Source organism: Mesorhizobium sp. ESP7-2 (assembly GCF_020164715.1).
Classification (GTDB): Bacteria; Pseudomonadota; Alphaproteobacteria; order Rhizobiales; family Rhizobiaceae; genus Mesorhizobium.
In genome coordinates this window covers 207,649-228,775 of the sequence record NZ_JAIUGQ010000006.1, presented here as the reverse complement: position 1 = coordinate 228,775, position 21,127 = coordinate 207,649, and the positions used below count along the sequence as shown (strand labels likewise).

The 21,127-nt window shown below is 60.4% G+C and carries 20 protein-coding genes and 4 pseudogenes; 12 read left to right on the top strand and 12 right to left on the bottom strand.

The window, feature by feature from the left end:
• Nucleotides 1-1,883: DUF4347 domain-containing protein (locus tag LB543_RS33885; RefSeq protein ID WP_263498635.1), on the bottom strand; the 1,883-nt coding region annotated here is incomplete at its 3' end.
• A gap of 90 nt (nt 1,884-1,973) precedes the next feature.
• Entirely contained in the window at nt 1,974-2,585 is a 612-nt protein-coding gene (locus tag LB543_RS09105) for a hypothetical protein (protein WP_224613785.1), read from the bottom strand.
• A 425-nt stretch (nt 2,586-3,010) separates the two neighbouring features.
• Here LB543_RS09105 and LB543_RS09100 point away from each other — a divergent pair.
• Nucleotides 3,011-3,771, top strand: a protein-coding gene (locus LB543_RS09100; RefSeq protein WP_224613784.1) for an IS5 family transposase whose coding sequence is annotated in 2 segments (ribosomal slippage) — nt 3,011-3,350 and nt 3,350-3,771 — 762 coding nt in all. Because the reading frame shifts where the segments join, the coding sequence is not laid out codon by codon here.
• Nucleotides 3,772-4,324: 553 nt separating this feature from the next.
• Here LB543_RS09100 and LB543_RS09095 read toward each other — a convergent pair.
• The 3 genes from LB543_RS09095 to LB543_RS09085 form a co-directional block, all read right to left on the bottom strand.
• Nucleotides 4,325-4,531: a hypothetical protein gene (locus tag LB543_RS09095; RefSeq protein WP_181182870.1), complete on the bottom strand. Its 207-nt coding sequence runs from the start codon at nt 4,529-4,531 to the stop codon at nt 4,325-4,327.
• A 220-nt stretch (nt 4,532-4,751) separates the two neighbouring features.
• On the bottom strand, nt 4,752-5,366 hold the full coding sequence (locus LB543_RS09090) for a class I SAM-dependent methyltransferase (protein WP_140765769.1): 615 nt from the start codon (nt 5,364-5,366) through the stop codon (nt 4,752-4,754).
• A gap of 132 nt (nt 5,367-5,498) precedes the next feature.
• The gene (locus LB543_RS09085) at nt 5,499-5,816 is read right to left on the bottom strand and encodes a YMGG-like glycine zipper-containing protein (RefSeq protein ID WP_140765768.1); all 318 of its coding nucleotides are present in this window, start codon (nt 5,814-5,816) and stop codon (nt 5,499-5,501) included.
• Nucleotides 5,817-6,054: 238 nt separating this feature from the next.
• On the opposite strand from LB543_RS09085, the gene LB543_RS09080 reads away from it, so the two are divergent.
• Both LB543_RS09080 and LB543_RS09075 read left to right on the top strand, forming a co-directional pair.
• The gene (locus LB543_RS09080) at nt 6,055-7,620 is read left to right on the top strand and encodes a recombinase family protein (protein WP_140810086.1); all 1,566 of its coding nucleotides are present in this window, start codon (nt 6,055-6,057) and stop codon (nt 7,618-7,620) included.
• Complete coding sequence (locus tag LB543_RS09075) at nt 7,617-8,480, top strand: plasmid partitioning protein RepB C-terminal domain-containing protein (protein WP_140810087.1); 864 nt, start codon at nt 7,617-7,619, stop codon at nt 8,478-8,480. Before LB543_RS09080 ends, LB543_RS09075 begins: the two co-directional genes overlap by 4 nt.
• 324 nt (nt 8,481-8,804) lie before the next feature.
• Here LB543_RS09075 and LB543_RS09070 read toward each other — a convergent pair.
• Nucleotides 8,805-9,410: pseudogene (locus LB543_RS09070) on the bottom strand (integrase core domain-containing protein); the annotation flags it as partial.
• 609 nt (nt 9,411-10,019) lie between these two features.
• Here LB543_RS09070 and LB543_RS09065 point away from each other — a divergent pair.
• The 3 genes from LB543_RS09065 (at nt 10,020) to LB543_RS09055 (ending at nt 13,516) form a co-directional block, all read left to right on the top strand.
• Nucleotides 10,020-10,325 (top strand): preprotein translocase subunit YajC, encoded by a 306-nt coding sequence (locus tag LB543_RS09065; RefSeq protein WP_140764545.1) that lies wholly within the window; start codon nt 10,020-10,022, stop codon nt 10,323-10,325.
• A gap of 315 nt (nt 10,326-10,640) precedes the next feature.
• Nucleotides 10,641-11,462, top strand: a complete 822-nt coding sequence (locus tag LB543_RS09060; protein ID WP_140810236.1) for a Ku protein — start codon at nt 10,641-10,643, stop codon at nt 11,460-11,462.
• A gap of 1,907 nt (nt 11,463-13,369) precedes the next feature.
• Nucleotides 13,370-13,516: a hypothetical protein gene (locus LB543_RS09055; RefSeq protein WP_181182871.1), complete on the top strand. Its 147-nt coding sequence runs from the start codon at nt 13,370-13,372 to the stop codon at nt 13,514-13,516.
• A gap of 319 nt (nt 13,517-13,835) precedes the next feature.
• On the opposite strand, the gene LB543_RS09050 is transcribed toward LB543_RS09055, so the two are convergent.
• Nucleotides 13,836-14,039 carry a hypothetical protein gene (locus tag LB543_RS09050; protein WP_140810090.1) on the bottom strand — a complete coding sequence of 68 codons (204 nt, stop codon included), beginning with the start codon at nt 14,037-14,039 and terminating at the stop codon, nt 13,836-13,838.
• A gap of 121 nt (nt 14,040-14,160) precedes the next feature.
• Between LB543_RS09050 and LB543_RS09045 the strand changes: the two are divergent.
• Nucleotides 14,161-14,360, top strand: a pseudogene (locus LB543_RS09045) (hypothetical protein); the annotation flags it as partial.
• A 439-nt stretch (nt 14,361-14,799) separates the two neighbouring features.
• On the opposite strand, the gene LB543_RS09040 reads toward LB543_RS09045, so the two are convergent.
• Complete coding sequence (locus tag LB543_RS09040; RefSeq protein WP_181178801.1) at nt 14,800-14,946, bottom strand: hypothetical protein; 147 nt, start codon at nt 14,944-14,946, stop codon at nt 14,800-14,802.
• 95 nt (nt 14,947-15,041) lie between these two features.
• Between LB543_RS09040 and LB543_RS09035 the strand changes: the two genes are divergently transcribed.
• The gene (locus LB543_RS09035) at nt 15,042-15,227 is read left to right on the top strand and encodes a hypothetical protein (RefSeq protein WP_224613783.1); all 186 of its coding nucleotides are present in this window, start codon (nt 15,042-15,044) and stop codon (nt 15,225-15,227) included.
• Nucleotides 15,228-15,251: 24 nt separating this feature from the next.
• Here the strand turns inward: LB543_RS09035 and LB543_RS09030 are convergent, their stop codons facing one another.
• A complete protein-coding gene (locus LB543_RS09030; RefSeq protein ID WP_140764508.1) occupies nt 15,252-15,560 on the bottom strand; it encodes a hypothetical protein in 309 nt (102 codons plus the stop codon).
• A gap of 74 nt (nt 15,561-15,634) precedes the next feature.
• Between LB543_RS09030 and LB543_RS09025 the strand changes: the two genes are divergently transcribed.
• Nucleotides 15,635-15,730 carry a DUF768 domain-containing protein gene (locus tag LB543_RS09025; protein WP_140810092.1) on the top strand — a complete coding sequence of 32 codons (96 nt, stop codon included), beginning with the start codon at nt 15,635-15,637 and terminating at the stop codon, nt 15,728-15,730.
• A 3-nt stretch (nt 15,731-15,733) separates the two neighbouring features.
• On the top strand, nt 15,734-15,862 hold the full coding sequence (locus tag LB543_RS09020; RefSeq protein WP_140810093.1) for a DUF768 domain-containing protein: 129 nt from the start codon (nt 15,734-15,736) through the stop codon (nt 15,860-15,862).
• Between the two features lie 863 nt (nt 15,863-16,725).
• Here the strand turns inward: LB543_RS09020 and ligD are convergent.
• Nucleotides 16,726-18,498: a DNA ligase D gene (gene ligD / locus LB543_RS09015; protein WP_140810094.1), complete on the bottom strand. Its 1,773-nt coding sequence runs from the start codon at nt 18,496-18,498 to the stop codon at nt 16,726-16,728.
• 119 nt (nt 18,499-18,617) lie between these two features.
• On the opposite strand from ligD, the gene LB543_RS09010 reads away from it, so the two are divergent.
• Nucleotides 18,618-18,761 (top strand): hypothetical protein, encoded by a 144-nt coding sequence (locus tag LB543_RS09010; protein ID WP_181182872.1) that lies wholly within the window; start codon nt 18,618-18,620, stop codon nt 18,759-18,761.
• Here LB543_RS09010 and LB543_RS33880 read toward each other — a convergent pair.
• Both LB543_RS33880 and LB543_RS09005 read right to left on the bottom strand, forming a co-directional pair.
• Nucleotides 18,747-18,878 carry a hypothetical protein gene (locus LB543_RS33880; protein WP_263498634.1) on the bottom strand — a complete coding sequence of 44 codons (132 nt, stop codon included), beginning with the start codon at nt 18,876-18,878 and terminating at the stop codon, nt 18,747-18,749. The genes LB543_RS09010 and LB543_RS33880 overlap by 15 nt on opposite strands.
• Nucleotides 18,879-19,057: 179 nt before the next feature.
• A pseudogene (locus tag LB543_RS09005) lies at nt 19,058-19,748 on the bottom strand (transposase); the annotation flags it as partial.
• 154 nt (nt 19,749-19,902) lie between these two features.
• On the opposite strand from LB543_RS09005, the pseudogene LB543_RS09000 reads away from it, so the two are divergent.
• Nucleotides 19,903-20,938, top strand: a pseudogene (locus tag LB543_RS09000) (IS110 family transposase).
• The last annotated feature ends 189 nt before the right edge of the window (nt 20,939-21,127 follow it).

Below are 21,127 nucleotides of genomic sequence, written 5' to 3'. Positions count from 1 at the left end.
GCGCCGGTGTCGCCAGTCGCTCCGGTTGCGCCGGTCGCTCCAGTATCACCGGTCGCACCGGTAGAGCCGGTTGCTCCGGTCGAGCCAGTCGCTCCGGTCGAGCCAGTCGCACCGGTCGAGCCAGTCGCTCCGGTCGAGCCAGTGGCACCTGTCGAGCCAGTCGCACCGGTCGAGCCAGTCGCTCCGGTCGAGCCAGTGGCACCTGTCGAGCCAGTGGCACCTGTAGAGCCGGTCGAGCCGGTTGCTCCCGTATCACCCGTCGCGCCCGTCGAACCTGTTGCGCCGGTGTCGCCAGTCGCACCGGTCGAGCCAGTCGCTCCAGTTGAGCCCGTTGCACCGGTCGAACCTGTGGCACCAGTCGAGCCCGTTGCACCAGTCGAGCCGGTAGCGCCCGTATCACCGGTTGCACCGGTAGAGCCGGTTGCTCCGGTATCACCAGTCGCACCTGTCGAGCCAGTTGCACCGGTCGACCCCGTTGCTCCAGTCGAGCCTGTAGCACCGTTCGAGCCGGTATCGCCGGTCGCACCGGTCGAGCCAGTTGCACCGGTATCGCCCGTCGCGCCAGTCGAGCCGGTTGCACCTGTCGAGCCAGACGCACCGGTCGAGCCGGTTGTGCCGGTCGCACCGGTTGAGCCCGTGGCTCCGGTATCACCAGTCGCACCCGTCGAGCCGGTTGCACCAGTTGAGCCTGTCGCGCCGGTATCGCCGGTCGTACCCGTCGCCCCAGTTGCACCAGTCGCGCCAGTCGGTCCCGTCGAACCACTCGCACCCGTGGAGCCTGTGGCTCCGGTATCACCAGCCGCTCCGGTAGAGCCGGTTGCACCAGTCGAGCCCGTGGCACCAGTCGAGCCAGTCGCTCCCGTCGAGCCGCTCGCACCGGTGGAACCTGTGGCTCCGGTCGAGCCAGTTGCGCCGCTAGAACCTGTGGCGCCTGTTGCACCCGTGGCTCCGGTCGAGCCGGTCGCACCCGTCGCTCCGGTTGCGCCTGTGGCTCCAGTCGCGCCTGTAGGTCCTGTCGGGCCGGTCTGCCCCACTTGGGTGACATCGACGGACCCTGTTACGAATTTGTCTCCATTTACACCATTGTTTAAATGTCCATTGTTGGGGTTAAAGCCATCCGCAACATTATATGTGGTAGGACCAGTCTGTGTAAGAATTGCATAGACATCATTGCCATTGCTGACGACATCATACGTATCGCCAACAGTTGGTATTGTCACCGTAACCGAAAATTGAGTAGCACCATCAATAGGACCAGGCGGTAAAACGAAGCTGCCCACGAGCAAATGTGGGCTAACAGAAGTATCTATCACATAGAACGTATTGATACTACTACTGGTGCTACCGCTAATAGTGCCCGTCAACGTCAGATTACCTGACGAAAGCAATCCGGCGTAACGCGCCACCCCGGAGGGACTCAGCGGCGGTAGCGCATTCGCATGGACAACCAGATCCCACGCACCGCCTAAAGCGGCCGCGCCCACCATCGACCTGGACGCACAAACAACCACGCCGACGGCCCGTTCCAGCGCCGCCACGAATTTCTCGCCGGTGTCGCCCGCCGCCGTCTCGCAGCTCCACAACCGCAACTCACCGTCCGCGGCAAGCGCCCTGCCAATTGCGGCAAAATCGTCAGCCGCTTCCTTCAACGTGGCGACCGACCACTCTCCTGCAGTGAAGCTAACCCGCCCCGGCGCGCCATGCGCCATGATGTGCACCGCGTCCAGCCCTTCGCGCCCTGCGAGCGCCGCAGCGATCTGCTGCGCCGCCGGCCAGCGGCCGTCGAGCACAATCGCTTGAACCTCGGGTCGCACGTTGCCGAGAACGGTCTGGAGGTCGGAGACTGAGGGGTCGACAAAAAGAATTTCAGAGGCGCGGGCCATGACTGGCTCCTGTTGGCTTCGAATTCTATTCAAGCGGAAACCGCCCACCGGCCTGGCTGGCGAGCGCTGAGGACAACAACTTGAGACGCGTCATCTTCCGGACGGCCCGACAGCACCGTCGGGACGTTCTACGGCGGGGGTCTCTACGCGCAGGAAGCTGGCGACCTGGAAATTCCCGCCATCGTCAAACGTGCCAATCGCAAGTGAGCCGGCTGCGGCCGGAACCTTGACGGTGATAGCGACGGCGAGGCTTCGCTTGACGGCCTTGGGAAGAATGACCTGACCGACGATGGCGCTCTTGGCCGTGTCCAGGATCAAATAAGGCACGCTTTCGGTCGAGTCGCCGATGGGCAAGACGCCTCTAACGGCAACTTCCATGACCGCAAACCCTTCTATATAGCTCATCATTTCCTCCTCGGTCAGCGACGATTGCGCCGCGCCTTTCGTGTTCGGTCTTCTAGAAGCGCCCGACCGAGCGCGACGCGGCCGGTCTGGTGGGTGGGTGGGCAGACGCCGGGCACCGTTGTGCACCACGTGTTCCGACGGCGCGCTGCGCTGGTTTTGGATTTGTTCGACTGGCAAACGGCAGCCCCGATAGCCGATCCCTAGATCGGTTCCGAGGTCCGGCCGCGAATGGTTGGGGGGTGGCGAAGCCAAGGCTTCACTCTTCCTGCGATGCGCACGCGATTTTACCCAACTCACGACTTCACTCCCGTCACGTCCACGCCGATGTCGCGGCGAAAACTCGAGAGGGAACTCCGGAACGGGAACCCGTCCGCCTCCAGAAGAAGGACAAACATATGCGCGGCAGCGCACGCTTTGCGAACGCACCTGCTTCAGCCGCGAAGGGGCCTAGCTACTCCAGAACTCCTAAAACCCTCTCAAGAACGCCAACCCACCCGCGAAACTGCGCGAGTGCACTCAACGCTGTATATTAGTAAACCAAAAATTAGGGATTTGTAAACTATAAGCGGACGGATAATTGATCAAGGGGCGGGCGCCGGCCATTCTTTATCGGCAATTGCTGAAAATTGTTCTTGAGAACCTAGGACGTAGTGACGATTTAACGGGTTGGGATTCCCAAGGAAGGGCAAATCAGATTCAACGCTGATTTTTGGAGGTCAGCGATGGACTGCGATGCGCTTCGAGACGATCAGTGGGAACGGATCAAGGGCTTTGTGCCTGGCGGTACGAAGGGCAAGCGCGGCCCGCGCACCGACAACCGGAAGTTCCTCGATGCCCTGCTGTGGATGGCCCGCTCGGGTGGGCGCTGGCGTGATCTACCCGAGCGGCTCGGCGACTATCGATCCGTGAAGCGGCGCTACTATCGCTGGATCGAAATGGGCGTTCTCGATGAGATGCTTCTGGTTCTTGCGCGCGAAGCCGATCTGGAATGGCTGATGATCGACTCGACCATTGTGCGCGCTCATCAGCACGCCGCCGGCGCGCGCCGGTCAAAAGGGGGGCGGATGCCCAAGGTCTGGGCCGGTCTCGCGGCGGCCTGAGCACCAAAATCCATGCGGCAGGCGATGCTCTTGGGTTACCGGTTCGCCTGATCGCAAGCCCAGGGCAGCGTAATGACATCGCCTTCGCGCATGATCTCGTCGACGGCTTCGAGACCGGCGCAGCGATCGCCGACAAGGGCTATGACGCCGACCATTTGCTTGAAAAGATCGCAGAAATAGGCGCCGAGGTCGTCATCCCGCCCAAGCGCAATCGAAAGCATCAGCGTCCCTACGACGCTGATCTCTACAAGGAGCGCAACATCATCGAGCGTTTCTTCAACAAACTCAAACAGTTCCGCCGCGTCGCAACTCGATACGACAAGCTGCTCGCCAACTTCATGGGCTTTGTCAAACTTGCAGCTATCGCCATCTGGCTCAGGTAGTTAAATCGTCACTACGCCCTAGTTCAATCAGAGGCATCTGGCTTGAATCGAATCCAAAGCGCGCGGTCCTGCGTCTTGTCGGGCTTGCCAAGAACATGGCGGACGCCAGTCAAAGGCCGAGAGCACCAAAAAACGGTACGCCAGGAGCTATGCCCGACGGAATGAGCTGGCGGAGCGCCGCCCCTCAAGACCCATCCTGCGAGACTAAGTCAGTTTCGCATTCGGACGCCGGATCGCCGCTCTCCTGAATGGACAGTTGAAGATGTCGTCAGGAAAAGCGACCGGGACGGATCGGCGGCTGATGCCGTCCCTCGAAGACGGTCTTTTGCACCAACGCTCCCTTGAGATTATCGTGCTCGAAGGCGCTCGCCATGCGCTTGGCCTCTGCCGATAGGCAGCGTCGCAAGCGTCCTACATTCGAAGAGGGAGTATCCATGCCACGCACGCGATTTGCTCTTCGCCCGTCGGACCAGGCGCGTCTGACCGCCAAAATCGGAATCGACCTCGAAGCCAGGAGCAATTGCCTAGCGGCGCCTGCCTCTTAACGGCTGCGCTACTTCTCCTTCCTCTGCTTGCCACGGCCGCGCCGCTGAGTCCCTTTGTCATCGACGGCAACACCATCGAAATTCACGGGCAGCGAATTCGGTTGAACGGCATTGACGCGCCCGAACGCGCGCAGCTCTGCATTGACGCCGTCGGCAAGAAATATCCTTGCGGGCAAAAGGTATCTCTCGCGCTGGCGGATTTTCTCGAGGCGCATTGCCCGACATCCTGCATCGAGGTCGCTCGCGATCAGTTCAGGCGCATGGTGGCAGTCTGCGCCGCCGGCGGGAATGGATGGGCGTCAGGGTCATGCGCTCGCTGACGCCGGTACAGCACTGGCTTCTATGCTCAAGCCCAGCGTGAGCTATGGCAGCGCGGCGCGGCATCTGGACTGTTTCGTTCACCGCGCCGTGGGAATGGCGGAAAAAGATCGAACGTTACGACGCCCTTTTTGCGAACGCCCAAACCATCAGCGGGTATTCCTCGTCGTTGCTCAAATCCCGCCACATTCCGTAGGCTCGCACCGGGCCGCCAATATGGGCCTTGGCGCAAGTCTTGTTGCCCCACCCAAATGCCTGCACGTCGTCCTCGGCGAAGCCGCCTTCGATCATCAGCTGTTTCAGCCCTGCGGGTGTCCAGCGGTTGTAGTCGTGCGGCCGCGCATGCACGCGAAACAAGAAAGGTGTTGCCACCATCGCCCAGCCGCCGGGCTTCGTCATTGCGTGGATATTGGCGGCCGCCGCTTGCGGCCGCTGCACATGCTCCAGCACCTGGTCAGCGATGACGATGGAATATTGCTCGTCGGTGCGGTCCTTGCAGATGTCGAACTCGGGAAAATCTACAGACCGGTAATCCGGGCACAGCGCCCGCCAGTAGCGGTTCCAGCCCGGCGAAATCTCGATCACGTCGCGCGACTTGCGGTTGGCGGCTTCGAGGAAAACCGTGAAGGCTTCGATCTGGCGGATGCGCAGCCAGTTGCGGCTGTCGTAGCGAAGCAGCCGCTTCACTGCATGCTTGCCGCGGTTTTTCAGGGCACCGGCAAGGCTTGTCATTCTCGACCTCCTCCTGCCCGCCGCAAAACCGTCATATCCCGCAAAGCGTACAAAAGAATGACGGTGTGAGGGAGCCGGCGTTAACGCGCCGGCTCACACAGTCAGAAGCTCGTCAATAATTGCAGAAGCTCGTCAATAATTGCCGTTGTAGTAACGGTCGTCACAAGGCGCCGTGTAGATCCGGCCGTAGCGGTCCTGATAGCGGCAGAGCTGGTCCTCGCGGCGCTGCGGAGTTGTAGCCGAGCCGACGACGGCGCCCAGCAGCGCGCCGCTGGCCGCGCCGATGACCGTGCTCTTGGTGTTACCGCCGATAGCCTGGCCGACGAGCGCGCCGCCGGCGCCGCCCAATAGCGCACCGGTGGTGGCGCGCTGCTGGCCTTCAGTCTGCGACTGGCAACCCGCAAGTGCTGCGGTGATCAGCACCGCCAGAATAGCCTTCTTGATGATCATCACTGGAACTCCTCTGAAGCCCCGCGGACTGACGGACAGGGGCGAACGAAGCCGATGCGGTTGCATTGCGGCGGAACGGCGGCGCGGCTTCTCACGAAGTGAGTCAGGGTTTCCCATGAGTTGAAAGCCATGGTTTCCAAAGTGCAAAAGTAGTCGGGCGGACGCTTCGATTTAATCTCGACTGGAATTGCCATGCGCTGCCCGCTAGAATTGACATTCGTCCCGATGGTGCAAGGCGATGGACAAGGTTGCTGCGGCCCGCGAACCTCCTACGGAGAGGCGAAGGGTTCGCGCGGCTCAATATGTACGAATGTCCACCGAGCACCAGACTTATTCCCTCGAGAATCAGAAGGATGCAATCCGCAGCTATGCAGAGGTCATGGGGTACGACATCGTCGCCACCTATGAAGACCCCGGCCGTAGCGGGTTGCACATAGAAGGCCGGCCCGGGCTCAAGAAGCTGCTGTTCGACATTGAACACGGCCTCGCCGATTACGAGACTGTCGTCGTCTATGACGTGAGCAGATGGGGCCGGTTCCAAAGCGTCGATGAAAGCGCTTCCTACGAATATCGATGTCAGATGGCGGGTGTTCGGATTGAGTTTTGCGCCGAGCAATTCGCGAACGATGGCACCGTCGGATCCGATGTACTCAAGGCCATAAAGCGCAGCATGGCTGCAGAGTACAGCCGGATGTTGTCACAGAGGGTCTTCTTGGGCCAGGTGAGGATGGCCCGCATGGGCTTCCACGTAGGCGGCATCCAGGGGCTTGGACTAAGGCGTCTGATGGTTGACCAGTTCGGACGGCCCAAACTCATCCTCGCCCGCTATGAATACAAGAACTTCCAGACAGACCGGGTGATCATCGTGCCGGGGCCACCGGAAGAGATAGCTACTGTTCGATTGATCTTTCGCCTGTTTGTCCGGTCACGCAAAAACGAACCTCAAATCGCAAAATATCTGAATGACCGGGGGATCCTGAACGACTTCGGTCGGCCTTGGAAAGCCGATGGCGTGCGCCGTGTCCTGACCAATGAGAAATATATCGGCAACAACGTCTGGAATAGACGCTGCACCAAACTAAAAACCAAGGTTGTGTACAATCCCCCGGACCAATGGGTCAGAGCGGACAACGCCTTTGAGCCTATCATCAGTCGCCAATTATTCGACAAAGCACAGCAAATATTGAAATCGCTTTATCTTCACATGAGCGATGACGAGATGCTGGCAGTCCTACGAAGACTCTACAAACGTCATGGGAAACTGTCGTCCGACATCATCAACGCAGCGCCCGAATGCCCTTCGGCCTATCGCTATAGCGCGCATTTCGGAGGTCTGCTCGGCGCATACAAGCTGATCGGTTGCCTGCCGCCCAGAAAGTCTCATTTCATCGAAATTGACAGGCGCCTCAAGGCTATCCGCGATCATGCATTAGAAGACCTGCTGGTCGCGATTGAACAGGCAGCCGGCCACGCTTCCCAGGACCCTGAAACGGAGATCATCCGCATCAATGGCGAGTTGACCGTAGCGCTCGCGATCGCCAGGTGTCGCGTTTCGCATTCTGCCTATCCCCGCTGGTCTTCGCGGGCCGTGCGAGAGGCCAGGGCGGGTATTTTCGTCTTGATCCGCATGCAGCCGGGCAATCTGATCATTCGCGACTACCTGATCGCTCCGACGCATGAAATTTCCGGGTTCAAAGGAGATTTCCATGTCAACAATGGAATGAAGCTGGATGCGTTTCTTTTCCGATCGCTAGATCCGCTCGTTGCGCTGGCTGAGCGAACATTCGTCGGGAGCCCCACATGAGGGAGCGCCGCACAGTTTTAGGCTTGGAAGCCGCCGACCTTCTTTTGCAGAATAACCGCACAAGACATGCGGCGCTTTTGGAAAAGATGCAAGAGCCCAACAGATGGTTCACCGGTCCCTGGCTGTGCAGAACCTATCAGGCGGAATGCCAACGAACGCGGGACATGATCGCCGAAGCTATTATCTCTCGGCATCTGCTGCAGACGATCGCCGAGGTGTTTCGATATCCGATCAAGCAGGAATCGTTCCGTCGCCTGCTATCGGCCGAAAGCCTGGCCTTCGTGCCGAAGGCCCTGGCTGAAGGACCTACTTTGAACCTGCTTGCGGAGAGTTCAGCGCCAAGCCCGTTGGTCAATGGAGTTTCTCCCGAGGCTCTCAAGCTTTTGCAGGATTGGAATGTGCCGCCACAGGTCTTCGCTTCCTTGCGCAAGATGGTTCCGGAAAGGCAGCTCAAAGCGGCAAGGCTCATGATCGCCCTGAAGAGAGTGAGCTTTCACTATGCGCAACTCCTCTCAACGCTTACTCCGGCGTCGCAGTTGGTGGATCCCTCCAGGCCGAGAAAGAAGTTTGTCGGGGTGACAGCCGACCAGCTGGCCGCCATGGAAGCTGAGTTTGATTTGCTGAACGAAGAATTTCTGTACTGCGCCAGCCTTTGTGGCACCTGGGCGCTGGAGTTGATGGTGGCAAGGCTCTATCTCGACCGGCTGATGGAAAACGCGCGGGTGGTTAGACACCTTGCGCGGGATTTTCCGGAGCAGCTCGCAAGGTTCCAAATGATACTGGACATTCCAGCGGGTCAGGAAGCTTTGACGAGCCAACCGGTAAAAACCGGGCTAAAGCGCACGCATTTTGTCTTCTGAGTTGGCGCCTTCGGGCAAGACGCTGCCCGCTCGCACCAAATGACGCGCTTCTCCCAGCAGCTACACGACCTGGCTGATCCAGGCGCCGACGACAGCGTCGCTGCGATGCAAGCCAGGCCGTAAGGGATCGGTCATCACCCTCAGTTTCGTGGCATGCTGTGGACCTCGAGCCGGACCGGCCCGCCCCGATCGCAGTTCGTGCAGAAAAGCGCCCGTTCGACCGAGCTGAACAGGGCTTCCCTGCCGTAACGCCGGATCAGCCCTTCCGGCTTTACCATGGCGTGATGCGAGCATTTCGTGCACCAGGTGACCTGCCATGAACATTCATCCAGCGGCGATTAGAACCTTGGCCGTTTCTGTTACGCCGTTTGGCGCGGGTTGAGCAACCGGCGGAGGCGCGGAGCCTTCGATCAGCACAGCGTCGGAGCCGGTTGCGGCGACGACCTCGGCGTATCCCGCCGGGGTCTGGTAGCCGAGCGAGGAATGAGGCCTCGCGGTGTTGAAGTCCTCCCGCCATTCGGCGATGGCGCTGCGGGCGTGGTCGAGGCCGAAGAACAGGCTCTCGTTCAACAGCTCGTCGCGCCTCCGGCCGTTGAAGGATTCGACGTAGCCGTTCTGCATCGGCTTGCCCGGCGCGATGTAGTGCCATTCGATCCCGTAATCCTTCGACCAGGCGAGGATGGCGTTCGAGGTGAACTCGGTGCCGTGGTCGGAGACGATCTTGCCCGGCTTGCCGCGCTGGGCGATCAGTTCCGTCAGTTCACCGGCAACCCGACGGCCGGAGATTGAGGTGTCCGGGATCGCGGCCAGACATTCGCGTGTCACGTCGTCGACGATGTTGAGCACACGGAACCTCCGGCCGCAGGCGAACTGGTCATGCACGAAATCCAGCGACCAGCGCGCGTTCGGCTTTGCATTGACCGGCGGCGGGCGGCCGTATGCGCCGCCCTTTAGATATGTTCCCGACCGAGGAAACTACACAGATTGCACATTTCCGCTCACGAATATAAATGTGAGTCGGGGATTAGGGTTGGGGAAATGGCTGTAACTGAGATTATGACCAGACAATTAGACCCAGACAACGACACATCATGGATCCTAGTATAGCGTGCGATAACCAGCAGTGCAGTCTTCCAGAGTTTCGCGGTACAGAGGTGCAAGCCATTACATCCGCCGCGCTGTGTCTTGCGATCAGCGGCGGGGGCAAGCAACCTGCCGTCACAAGAAATGGTGGCAGGTTCAGAATGGTTGCCGCTTGGAACACTGATCACGACGGCCCATTGGCGTTAGGGTAGACGGCCGCTGCATCTGGCGCGCCGGCCACCTATTCCACTTCCCTGAAGTTCTGCAATGACGCGTGCCGCAAATCCTCCTCGCCCTGCAAGTGTTTCACGCGGCCGATGATCCCAGCCGCTGCATGTCCTTGGGCCCGGTCGCAGGGTGCTCGGCCCGATGGAGCCGACGGGGCAGAGACTTGCGATTTCACGCAACCAAGTCAGTTTGCCGGCATTAATATGTGGAACGCGCCGGAGGAGGCCTATGCTACACTATAGCGTGCCCCGGGAACTTGAGATCGGTGACGAGGTCGCGCTGACGGGTACGGTCACCGCGATGCTGCCTAGCGGACGGGCCAAAGTAAGCATTCCGTCCTATGACTCGCCCTATTCGGTTGACCCACCGCCTAAAACCCGCGCTGGAGATAAAGTCGTTCTTGTTGGGGACGTCATCCGCATTGATCGCCAAGCCGACAAGTTGACGGTGCGGATTGACTGCGGCGGCGTGGTCACCGTCGGACGCTCGGCGATTACCAGGCTGAGAAAGCACCGGCGCTCTTCATCGCGCTGACGCAGAGTGCGCCACGATGTCTGCCGCGCAACTCGCAGTGGTTAGCAGTCGAGAGCGCTAGCTTTGCTATGTGGGTTCACCAGAGCGAAGCCGAGGCGCCTTCCTATGAGCGGCGGCCACGCCGGATCTCGGCGGAACCGGTGAACGCGATCGGCAATGCCGTGAAGGGGATATCGGCAACAGAGACGGGAGGAAGTTGACAGCATTTTCGCGGCGGCGATGCCATCGCCAACCTCGCCCGAGTCTCGTGACACTTCGACGGAACGGGTGACGACTTCGCGTGTTCTTTACTCGCGGCAGCAAAGGAGCAAGGTCATGGTGGCACCCCGTGCGGTTTGGAAAGGGTTCCTGAAGGTCGGGTCGGTTTCGTGCGGCGTGAAGATTGTGGGTGCGACCAGCGAGGCCTCCAAGATCCATTTCAAGATTTTGAACCGTGAAGACGGCCTGCCTGTCAAAAGCGCATATGTGGATGAAGAGACCGGGGATGTCGTCGAGAGCGAGCACCAGGTGAAGGGTTACGAGGTGGACAAGGACCATTTCATCAAGATCGAGCCGGACGAGATCAAGAAACTCAAGTTGACATCGGCGCACACGCTCGAGGTCGATTCATTCGTCGCAATCGAAGATGTCGACACCCGATATCTGGAAAAGCCTTACTACCTCATCCCGGCGGACGAAGCTTCCCTCGAAGCCTTTTCCATCCTACGCGACGCGATGGCGAACAAGCGGGTGGCTGCACGCTCTTGCGTGGTGCTCTACCAGCGCGGGCGCGAGGTGCTGATCCAACCCTTCCAAAACGGGATGCTGCTGACCGAACTGCGCACTCACAACGAGATGACGTCGGAAAAGACCGTGTTCAGTAGCTTGGAAAGCCCCAAATACGACGAAGACCTTCTTGAGATCGCCGGGCTGTTGATCGACAAGAAAGTCACCAAGTTCGATCCGTCGAAGTTCGAAGACACATACGAGGATGCGTTGATTGCGATGATCGACGCCAAGCGCAAAGGCAAAGCACCGCCCAAGCCGGCGCCGGCGCCAAAAGAGAACGTCATCGACCTGGCCTCGGTGCTTCGCAAGAGCCTGGCCAAGGAAGGCATCAAGGGCGGCACCAAATCCAAGGGCCGAAAGTCGGCGTAGTGATGCGGGCGCTGTCAAGCGTCGAGAATGAAGGCGGGCTCTTTGTCCGCCTCGCGGCTTAGCCCCTCAACCTGGGCCCTCCGCCCCGGGCACCTTTAGGGGACGCCCGCCGCTGCCGTGAATGGGGCGGCCGGCAATGACGGGACCGGGAGAGATTGTTTCGTTTGTCGGGCTAAATCGTGCGTCGATCATCAGAGAGGCCCGGTCTCTGCGACAGGCGAAAGACCTTGACCATTAAGCTTCTCCCGTCTTTTCGAAAGGTGCTGCCGGAAGCTGGCGGGCTTTTTGCCGGGCGGCTGGAACATGTGTCAGAGACCAAGGTTCGGGAGCGGGCCGCCTTGTCCGGGCGGTCCTCCATCCTTTCAGCTATCCCCTGGCGCCCCTAACACCTTCCCTCAGTTAGAGGCGCAAGAGAGCTGTTGATCAGCTTTCAACCAAAACCCGCAACCGTCCCCTCAGTGGCGGGTTTTTTATTGCTAGCTGGAACACGTGGCACAGACAAATGTTCGGGAGCGGACCGCCTTCTCTGGCGTCTCTCCACTTCTGTCAGCTGCCCGCTGGCTCCGGCCGGCGGGCTTTTTAGTGTTCGGGTCGGGAACAGCTCGACTAGTCGCAAGTTCGGGCGAAGGCGGCGGCGCGTCCGGGTCTTTTCGCGACGCTGGCCGGCCCGCGCGCCTTTGTTGGGTGGGGCGCGGGCCTCATGCTGGTGTGCTGGCTCCGGCCGGCGGGCTTTTTTGCGCAACGTGGGAACTTGTATTTCTCGGCAGGTTCGAATGACGGCAGCCTCCGTGCTGCTGGTCCGGCTCCCTCCTGGCCGGGCCCGCTTCCCCGCCACCCCGAGGCGGGCCCACGGAGCGGGGAACATTCCGGGCTAACAAAGTTCGTCCTGCCATGACCAGGCTGATCCCTCACGACCGATACCGGACATGAGCGGACCTGGCGGGCTTTTTGTGCGCTTATGTGGGAACTTGGCATTTCTCGGCAGGTTCGAAAGGCGGCAGCTCCCCTGCTGCCGGTCAGGTCCCCCAAGACCTGGCCGGGCCCGCTTCGCCGCCAGTGAGGCGGGCCCACGGGCGTCGCGGGTGGTCGGCGCCTTACTTCCTGATGATCCAATCCACCAAGGCAGCATCAGGGCGCTCGCACCCCGTGAGCTCGAAGATGAGGCTCCTAGCCAGGTTGCGCCATTGACACCTAGGCACGTCAGTTTCCGAGACCAAATTTCGAAATACAGACCGGACAATGTCTGCATGGAAAGCGGACACGCGGTGCCGCTCATCTCTGAGCGCCTCGTCCATCTTGCGCCGGCGAAACCGCTTCAGAAGCTCCTGCGACGCTGCGATTGCACGCCGGGTTTGGGCTATGTCACCCTGAATTGAGGTAATGTAGGCCCTGGAGTGGTGCTGCAATAGCAAACTGGCGTCAAGCACCGCCCGCGCGATGTCTGTACGGCTTTCGATCATAGCTACCTCCCAATAGCTACAATTTAACAAGCCGAATCTAATGCAGTGCTCAGAAGGATTCAAATGTCGGTTTTCGCCCGAGCAGACCCGCCGGCCGCGGACTGGGACAGGATACCGCGCCTATCGCGGGAGCTGATCGAAAAAGGTCGGCCGGCGCTCAGTGGGCGGGGGACTTCAGGGTCTAGAATGAGCGCCGGCCGCTGGCGTCCGATAGGTCCGCCGCGTGCCAATGTAGCGCCCGACGAATGGGCGTCAAACGGGCGTGATGATGAACTGCGGATGCTGCTCTTCACGGAAGCAAATTCGTCCCGCGCCACTCATGTCGGCTTGTCCACCAGCGGCTTCTTCCGTGTCGCCTTGCGGGTTTATGGGTGCTGCACAGGGGAGCTATTTCCGCAGCCCTGGGAATAAAAGGATCGTTGCGCCATCTTGCGGATCCAGCCGCTCATGGCTCGGCTGCTCGTGCCACATCACCTGACGCAGATCGCGCATGTCGACCGGCTGTCCGCAGATCTCGCACTTATAGAAATGTTCGCCCTCGTCGGCGGGCTCGCCGTCGTGCGGCTTGCCGGGGATCGGCGGGCCAAGGTCTGAAAGCTTTGTCATGGGGTCAGCAACATGCTGAGATGGTAAAAGTTCCCGGAGCTATTTTAGCTAAAGCTGATCGAATCGCGGTATAGCAATCGCTGGGTGGCGCAACATGCCACAATATCGGGTTGAGATCATGGCCGGGGAATCGGTCGTGTCTTGGCGCATGCTCATGGCGCAGCTTCCTTCAAGGCGGCCCAGGCATACATCGGCAAGTCTGTCACATTATGGCGCCAGGAGGAACACTGGCTGCGTGTCGCGGAGACCAAGGGCGAAAAGCGAACCTTCGCTTACGTTTCTCGGACGGCATGAGCCGGCGGCGAGCTTAGGCACCAGCCTTGACCTTCATCAGCTGCTCTCTGGCTTCAGCGACCCGTCTTTGCGCGTTTCGTATGGTGTCACAGAGGGCAATGTCGATGCTCACGCCATATCGCTTGTCCAGCATCCGTTCGAGACGAGTGAGTTCGGATTCAGCTTGGTTTACACTCAGCCTGGCCTTGGCAAGCTCCAGCTCCAAAATTTCAGCCATTGTTTTCGTCCGTTGCGTTCCCTTCCATTAGGAAATCGACATATTGCGCTTTGGTTCCGGTTCGCTCGTCCGGCGCTTCAGTATGAGCGGAACCTAATATCCCCAAGCGACTTGTGTCGAAATGAGCACGCGTGGCATGAACTTCCTCGACCGATGGATCGCGAACAACGTCCCTGAGACCACAAACGCGGATGTCATCTCGGTCGACGAGTTGACGCACAAGCTCATCGCCGATGCCAAGTCGGTATCAAGCGGGAGGAGATCGACGAAGAGGTCGACAGCCTCTACCGCACCATCTTCGACGCCCTAGTGCGCACACAGCAGGCGTGCAGCGGCCGCGGCCCGGCGAACTTCGGCTTCGCTCGGGGCGGGGTTTTTATTGCGAGCTGGAACATGTATCACCGACAAAGGTTCGGGAGCCAGCCGCCTACTCCGGGCGGCCGTCCACTTCTGTCAGCTGCCCGCTGGCTCCGGCCGGCGGGCTTTTTGTTGCCGGCTTCGTTTCCGTTTCCTGAGCTTCTCTTTGTGCCTTCAAACGGGCAGTCTTAGCCTCGCGCTGGGCCCGCTCCTCCGCTTGAATCTCCCTTGAGGCCCGGTCCGACTCGGCGTGGACCTTCATCATGTTGCGCACTGCTCGTCGAGCCATTTGCTTTACCTCAGATCCCCGTAAAAGCCGTGGGTCGGCCTGTGGTTCCGATGGGCGGCCTGACTCGTAATTCGGTGTCCGAAAGCGTACAAACCTCTGTCGCGATAAGCGGCGTCAGCTAGAAATCTGCTGGATAGCCCTGCCGGGAAACATGTCGACCGGCTGTCCGCAGATCTTGCACTTATAGAAGTGGTCGCCCTCGTCGGAGGGCTCGTGCGGCTTGCCCTTGATGGGCGGTCCAAGGTCTGAAAGCTTCGTCATGGGGCCAGCAACATCCCGCCTTGCTAAAGGTTCCCGGAACCAATCGCGATCCGGCCTGAACTCCTATATGCTTCGCGGGAAGCATGGGACCTTCAATGGCATTCACCGTCATCTGGTATGGACGAAAAGGCATCATCGACGAGCTGACCTTTGACTCTGAGAAGGTGGCTAAGGATCATGCAATCGCAATGTTCCAAACTCGAAGAGGTGACGACGGGGTCATATGCGTTGAGGTGCGCAGGGACAACGGGATGGTCGTCTTCAGCCATTCGGAGAACTAGCGAGGCCCCAAGGACTGCCGCCCCTCATGTCGGCTTGTCCACCAGCGGCTTTTTTCTCGTCGGCAGCCTGTATGCGCTCACCAGCCTGACGACAGCGGCATCGACAGTGACGGGAACGCCCAGGTTCACCGTCACGCGGTTTTTGTCGAGTAGGTGGGTAACGTTGCCGATCAGCTCTATGTGCTGGCCTTTCCGCACATTCGTTGACTGATCGATAATGGAATGGGGCTGACCATAGGAGGGGATGGAAACGCTCACGCGATCCTCTGTCACCCGCCGCCGAACGGTCGCGGTGATTGCGACCTCATCGCCGATGTTGATGCCCTTCGCCATGGCGTGAGTCTGGAGCGGCTCGCTGCGGAGTCAAGATAAGCGGAACCTAATATGGGCCGGCTGCTTATGGAAAAATGAGCACACGCGGCGCCAATTTCCTCGACCGGTGGATCGCAGAGCATCTGCCTGATGCGGTGACCGACGACCCGGCCGCGATAAATGATCTATAGTCCGTGATGGAAGCTGCGGACCGAGAGGGCATCGCGGTAAGCGAGATCTATGAGGAAGTCGGCAGCGTCTTCGAAGTGATCGCGGAGGCGATGCGGCACGGCGATGGCAGTTTACCCGAGGCCTTCCCATAAGTCCCGGCTTATGCAAAATCCGCAGTATGTCAATCCCAGCAGATTGAGCCATTCGGCGACAGCGTGCACAGGCCTGTCGCTGACCATAGATTCAATCTCTGGTCAGCCCGCGCCTCACCCTGGAGAGGGTTATTCCCTTGGGGCTTCTTGACAGACTTCGGCGGCGTGAGGCAATTTCGCGCGCCTTGAGAAGTCAACCGGCGGAATACCTATGAAAAAGAACTACGTGAAGCCGGCGCTGGTGAAGCGCGCGAGGCTGACGGCAGTTGTCGCCGTTTGCATCTCTAGCTGCCTGATAACCTAGCTAACTGAGTTTCAAAGCCCGCTGGCTCCGGCCGGCAGGCTTTTTGCGTTATCCGGCGTGGAACAATCGGGAAAACCCCACCGGCGACATACCTGACATTCTCCTGGCCGCTGCACGATTGCAGGCGGCTCTCTCTAACGCGGACGAGAACAGGCGGAGTGATGGAGACCGACGCAGCGCCTGAGGGCTAGCGCGGCGGCCTGCTGCCTCGTCGCGCGTCAGCCAGCAGTCGTGCGGTGCTGCTTTCGCGGGCAGCACGTTGCGAGTGTGCTCCATCTCCGGGCGCGCCGGCCGGGCTCGGTGTCCTGATGATTCTGCGGCTGCCAAACCAGGCCAAGTTCATTCCGATTGACCAACGAGTCACGTGGCGAAGGCGACGACGGCCAGCCGGATCTTCATATTCGACGAAGAACGATCGAGGCGGCGTTCGAGGGGCGCGTTTCAAAACGCGAGCCTTTCGCCGGGAATGTCGAGGTCTGTTGGAGCGTTTTGTCACCGCACCCATTGGTTCCTCGCCGCCGGAAAAGTTCGCTCTAACAACGCTTGCCGTTCCCTCTGGCTACGCCGCCCTTCGGGCAGCCGCTCGGAACGGGTGGTCGATGGTGAAGCTATCGGGCCGAATTCCCCGCTCAACCTGGCTCCAGGTTACAGGATGAGCGATTGGCAATCCCGGTCGGGCTCGTGGGGAGAAGGCGCCCACCGCTGTGTTGCCGCGCCCGTTGCGAAGGTAGTCAAGAAAGATGCGGCCTCTTCGGGCGTCTGGGACGGCCGAGAGCAGATAACGATCGGGACGTGCATCGAGGAGGCACTGGGCGAGCGACTTGGCAAATTGCCGGGCACTGTCATGGGTCATCTTTGTTTCAAGCGGGGCCATCAGGTGGATGCCCTTGCCCCCCGTTACCTTCGGCCAGCTCTCCAGACCTGCCGATGCGATGATTTCCCGGAGGGCCTGCGCGGTCTCGATTACTTCCGCCCATTCGATGCCCTCGCCGGGATCGAGGTCCAGGACCACGCGATCAGCATGTTCGATATCGTCTACGGTAGCGTTCCAAGGATGGACCTCGACGACATCCATCTCGACCAGTCCGAGCAAGCCTGCCAGGTCGTCCACCCACACACGAACGCCTTCGCCGCCCTCGCGCTTCCGGAGGCACAACTGATGCACGGCCGCAGGGATCCTCGGTAGCGTTCCCTTGTGGTAAAAGGTGGCGCCTCGCGTATGGCGGACCAGCTTCAGCGGTCGCTCGCCGAGATAGGTCAGTGCTTGATCAGCAACCCGCTCCCAGTAGCGCACAAGCTGTTCCTTCGAGGGGCAAACCGCATCGGGGAGCAGCTGCAGGATGTTCTCGCGAGGAACCCCATGGTCCCGGTCCGCCTCTCGTCTCTTTGATGGAGCGGGCGGCCTTGCCGGGATCGACACGAGGTCTTCGCGCAGGCCCTTGAACACTGCCTCGCGCAGGATCCCACGATCGGTGGCGCCGCTGAACTGCACCTCGGCCAGAATGTCCGGCTTCACCCAGGTCGCTTTCGGCTTGTCGACGGCTATCGATAACGGCGACCTTTCGATGATCAGCGGGTCAAGCCGCTCACGGACACGCCGCGCCGCCTCCAGCGTATATCCACTCTGGGCCTTGCCGGCATAAAGCAACCGGTCGCCCTCGCGGCGGCCGATGTACAACGATGCGATACGGCGGGGCTGGGCGCCGAGTTTCTCGACGAAAGCCACAATCGGAAAAGTGTCGCTCTTGATGCATTTCACCTTGAGCCAGCTCGCCTGGACACCTGAGCGATACGGGGCGTCCGCTCGCTTGGACACGATCCCCTCCAAGCCCATCCGGCATGCATGTTCAAACACGTCATTGCCGCTCACCTCCAGATGCTCGGCAAAGGTCAGTGTCGGCGCCGCGTCTTTCAGCAGCTGCTCTAGCGCGGCCTTCCGCTTCGTCAGTGGCTGCTGCCGAAGATCGCGCCCGTTGAGGTGCAGCAGGTCGAACGCATAGAAGATGATCTTCGGCGAGTTTGGATTGCCCAACTCCCGCTCCAGGGCTTGGTAGTCGGGCAACCCGGTTTCGCCGAGGACGACAGCTTCCCCGTCAATGATTGCCCCTTTAACCGGCAGGTTCGCTGCCGCCTGGACGATACCCTTGTAGCGATGCGACCAGTCGTGACCGCGGCGCGTGAAGGCGCGTGCCGAATGGCCTTCGACTATTAGCTGTGTTCGGTAGCCATCATATTTGATCTCGTGAAGCCAGTCGCTGCCCTTAGGCGCCCTCTCGACTAGCGTGGGCGATTGAAACTCGATAAATGAAAGCCGGTCTGCGGCGTTACTCATGCATCAGCGACACCGGGAACCGCGACTCAAGCCGCAAGGCGGCAATCGGTTCCGGAGCATTTTAGCAAAATTGAATGTTAAGCCGAGTGGGACGACGAAGCTCGAAATGGACAGCCGCCATGGCAGTAAAGATCGGCGATGAAGTGACACTCACCGTGACAATCCTGAAGGTGCTGGACGACGGCATGGCGAGCGTGAGCATATCTGCGCAAACCCTGCAGCCGGCCTACCAGGAGCGGATGGCCGGCCTAGCGGGCTGTTGAAGAAATATCTCGTTTGGCTTTGAGGATCGCCTCGGCGCCATGATGGTAGGCGAATGTGATCTCGATCGAGCCGTCGTCAAGCAATTCAGCAAGAGCCTCGCCAGTGACCTCGTCCATTTGTCGAAGCCGGCCCATGTGAAGAATACCATATTGGGGCCATAGCTGAGATCGACGCCATTACAGGGCGAAAGGCGATCTCACCGTGGTTGCCCGCTTCGATGGTGATAGTGGCGGGATCGACAAGGTCGGGATGATCGCGATCCCAAAGATCGGCCTCGACGATCCGCCAGCGGCCGACCATAGGGTTCGACCATGTGCAGCGCCGCCACCCGTTCGGCATGCCGTCGGCTTGCCTCAGGCAAGCATCGACCAGCAGGCCATGGCGGTTCTCCATCAGCCCAGGCCCCATGAGGCAGAGCTTCGCCTCCTTGCCCCGCCCCTTGCGATAGAGCCTCGCATCCGGATCGGTGGTCGATGCATGCGTCTTGTTAGATCGCTTCTGGCCATGGAAGCTTCACGCTCTTCATCGATGCCCACGATCAGCGTGCCGTCGACCGAGAAGTGATCCGTGGACAGAAGCTTCTTCACCTTGGGTTGCGCCAGGACGGCCGCCAGGAACTTCGCCACGATGTCGCCTTCCAGCAGCCGGTCGCGAACACCGAATGCAGGCCAGATCGTCGATGCCGATGCCCACGAACCAGCGGAACAGGAGGTCGTATTCCAGCCGTTCCATGGGCAGTCGCTCAGAGCGGATTGAATAGAACGCCTGCAACAGCATCGCTCTGAGCAGCTTCCCCGGCGGGATCGATGGTCGCCCGAATACAGCGCGGCAAAATCCTGCTCCAGCGCCGCCAACGCCTCGTTCACGATCCCCCGAATACGGCGCAAAGGGTGATCCCGCCGCACCCGCGCCTCCAGGTCCACGTAGCTGAACAGTTCGCCCGCCTGTCCGCCCGCCCCGCACGATTCACTTCCACTCTTCGTGATCAGAGTGAATCACGAACCTGGGACTGTCGCGAGCCCTTTTTCAACAGATGGGGTGATTGGGGTCTCGCCCGAGCCAGATTGAGGGCGGCTACTCCTGTCGGGATGTTAGAACGTGGTCGCCTTGGAGCGCCACAAACATCGGGAAGGAGCAGCCATGAAGTATTTTGCTGGATTAGACGTATCTTTGGAAGAGACCGCGATTTGCGTCATTGATGAGAGCAGTCGGATCGTGAAGGAAACACGAGCGGCGAGCGAACCGCAGGCCTTGTCCGAGGCGTTGCGGAAGCTCGATCTGCCGCTGGAGCGCATCGGGCTGGAAGCGTGCTCGCTGACGGCCTGGCTTCACGATGGATTGTGCGCCGAAGGCCTGCCTGCGATCTGTATAGAGACGCGCCAGGCCAATGCGGCCATGAAGACGATGCCTAACAAGACGGATCGCAACGATGCCCGCGCGCTTGCGCAGATCATGCGTACGGGCTGGTATCGGCAGGTGCATGTGAAGAGCCGGCAATGCCGGTTGTGGCGCGCGCTGTTGGTGGCCCGCCGTGCTGAACGAGATGCGCAGCATAGAGAATGTTGTGCGCGCCATCCTGCGCGAGGCCGGTATCAAGCTCGGCACGCCCTCGCGCACCGCCTTTGCTGATCGCGTGCGCGAGCTGGTCGGCGCCGACGCCGAGGCGATGGTGATGGTCGAGCCGCTGCTTTCGATCCTCGGCTCCATGCTCAAGGAGTTCGCCCGCCTGACCAAGCAGGTTCTCGACATCGTCCGCAAGGAGGAAGTCTGTCGGCGACTGATGAGCGCGCCCGGCGTCGGGCCGATCACCGCGCTCACCTTCCGCGCCACGATCGACCGGCCGGAGCGGTTCGGCTCCTCGCGGGCAGTGGGAGCGCATCTGGGCCTGACGCCAGCGCGATACCAATCCGGTGAAACCGACATTCAGGGCAAGGTCAGCCGTTGCGGCGACGAACTCGCCCGCACCGCCCTCTACGAGGCAGCACATTCGCTACTCGTGCGCTCGAAGAAATGGTCGAGCTTGCGCGCCTGGGGCATGAACATCGCCAAACGTCGCGGCATGGCGCGAGCCCGCGTGGCGGTAGCCCGCAAGCTGGCCGTCATCCTGCATCGCATGTGGGCCGACGCAACCGAATTCCGCTTTGGAAAGGAAGCCGCCGGCCCCACATTGGCATGAAATAGAACAAGGAACAAAAACGAACACAGACAGTAGTTCGCCCGAGAGGGTGATCCGGATCGTTCCCGTGGGACGATGGGCAAGGCGATCTCGTTAGCAGGCACGATCCTGGGGAATTCTCCAAGGTCGTTCAACAGATTGAGACGCCTCGCTCTCCCTGACCCCATCATGCGGCGGCTCCGCGCCGAC

What these genes read in the sequence shown, in the direction of transcription:
- LB543_RS09095 (WP_181182870.1), bottom strand. Translation starts at nt 4,531, where the DNA reads ATGCGCCTCGAGAAAATCCGCCAGCGCGAGAGATACCTTTTGCCCGCA.
- LB543_RS09090 (WP_140765769.1), bottom strand. Translation starts at nt 5,366, where the DNA reads ATGACAAGCCTTGCCGGTGCCCTGAAAAACCGCGGCAAGCATGCAGTG.
- LB543_RS09085 (WP_140765768.1), bottom strand. Translation starts at nt 5,816, where the DNA reads ATGATCATCAAGAAGGCTATTCTGGCGGTGCTGATCACCGCAGCACTT.
- LB543_RS09080 (WP_140810086.1), top strand. Translation starts at nt 6,055, where the DNA reads ATGGACAAGGTTGCTGCGGCCCGCGAACCTCCTACGGAGAGGCGAAGG.
- LB543_RS09075 (WP_140810087.1), top strand. Translation starts at nt 7,617, where the DNA reads ATGAGGGAGCGCCGCACAGTTTTAGGCTTGGAAGCCGCCGACCTTCTT.
- LB543_RS09065 (WP_140764545.1), top strand. Translation starts at nt 10,020, where the DNA reads ATGCTACACTATAGCGTGCCCCGGGAACTTGAGATCGGTGACGAGGTC.
- LB543_RS09060 (WP_140810236.1), top strand. Translation starts at nt 10,641, where the DNA reads ATGGTGGCACCCCGTGCGGTTTGGAAAGGGTTCCTGAAGGTCGGGTCG.
- LB543_RS09055 (WP_181182871.1), top strand. Translation starts at nt 13,370, where the DNA reads ATGGCTCGGCTGCTCGTGCCACATCACCTGACGCAGATCGCGCATGTC.
- LB543_RS09050 (WP_140810090.1), bottom strand. Translation starts at nt 14,039, where the DNA reads ATGGCTGAAATTTTGGAGCTGGAGCTTGCCAAGGCCAGGCTGAGTGTA.
- LB543_RS09040 (WP_181178801.1), bottom strand. Translation starts at nt 14,946, where the DNA reads ATGACGAAGCTTTCAGACCTTGGACCGCCCATCAAGGGCAAGCCGCAC.
- LB543_RS09035 (WP_224613783.1), top strand. Translation starts at nt 15,042, where the DNA reads ATGGCATTCACCGTCATCTGGTATGGACGAAAAGGCATCATCGACGAG.
- LB543_RS09030 (WP_140764508.1), bottom strand. Translation starts at nt 15,560, where the DNA reads ATGGCGAAGGGCATCAACATCGGCGATGAGGTCGCAATCACCGCGACC.
- LB543_RS09025 (WP_140810092.1), top strand. Translation starts at nt 15,635, where the DNA reads ATGAGCACACGCGGCGCCAATTTCCTCGACCGGTGGATCGCAGAGCAT.
- ligD (WP_140810094.1), bottom strand. Translation starts at nt 18,498, where the DNA reads ATGAGTAACGCCGCAGACCGGCTTTCATTTATCGAGTTTCAATCGCCC.
- LB543_RS09010 (WP_181182872.1), top strand. Translation starts at nt 18,618, where the DNA reads ATGGCAGTAAAGATCGGCGATGAAGTGACACTCACCGTGACAATCCTG.
- LB543_RS33880 (WP_263498634.1), bottom strand. Translation starts at nt 18,878, where the DNA reads ATGGACGAGGTCACTGGCGAGGCTCTTGCTGAATTGCTTGACGACGGC.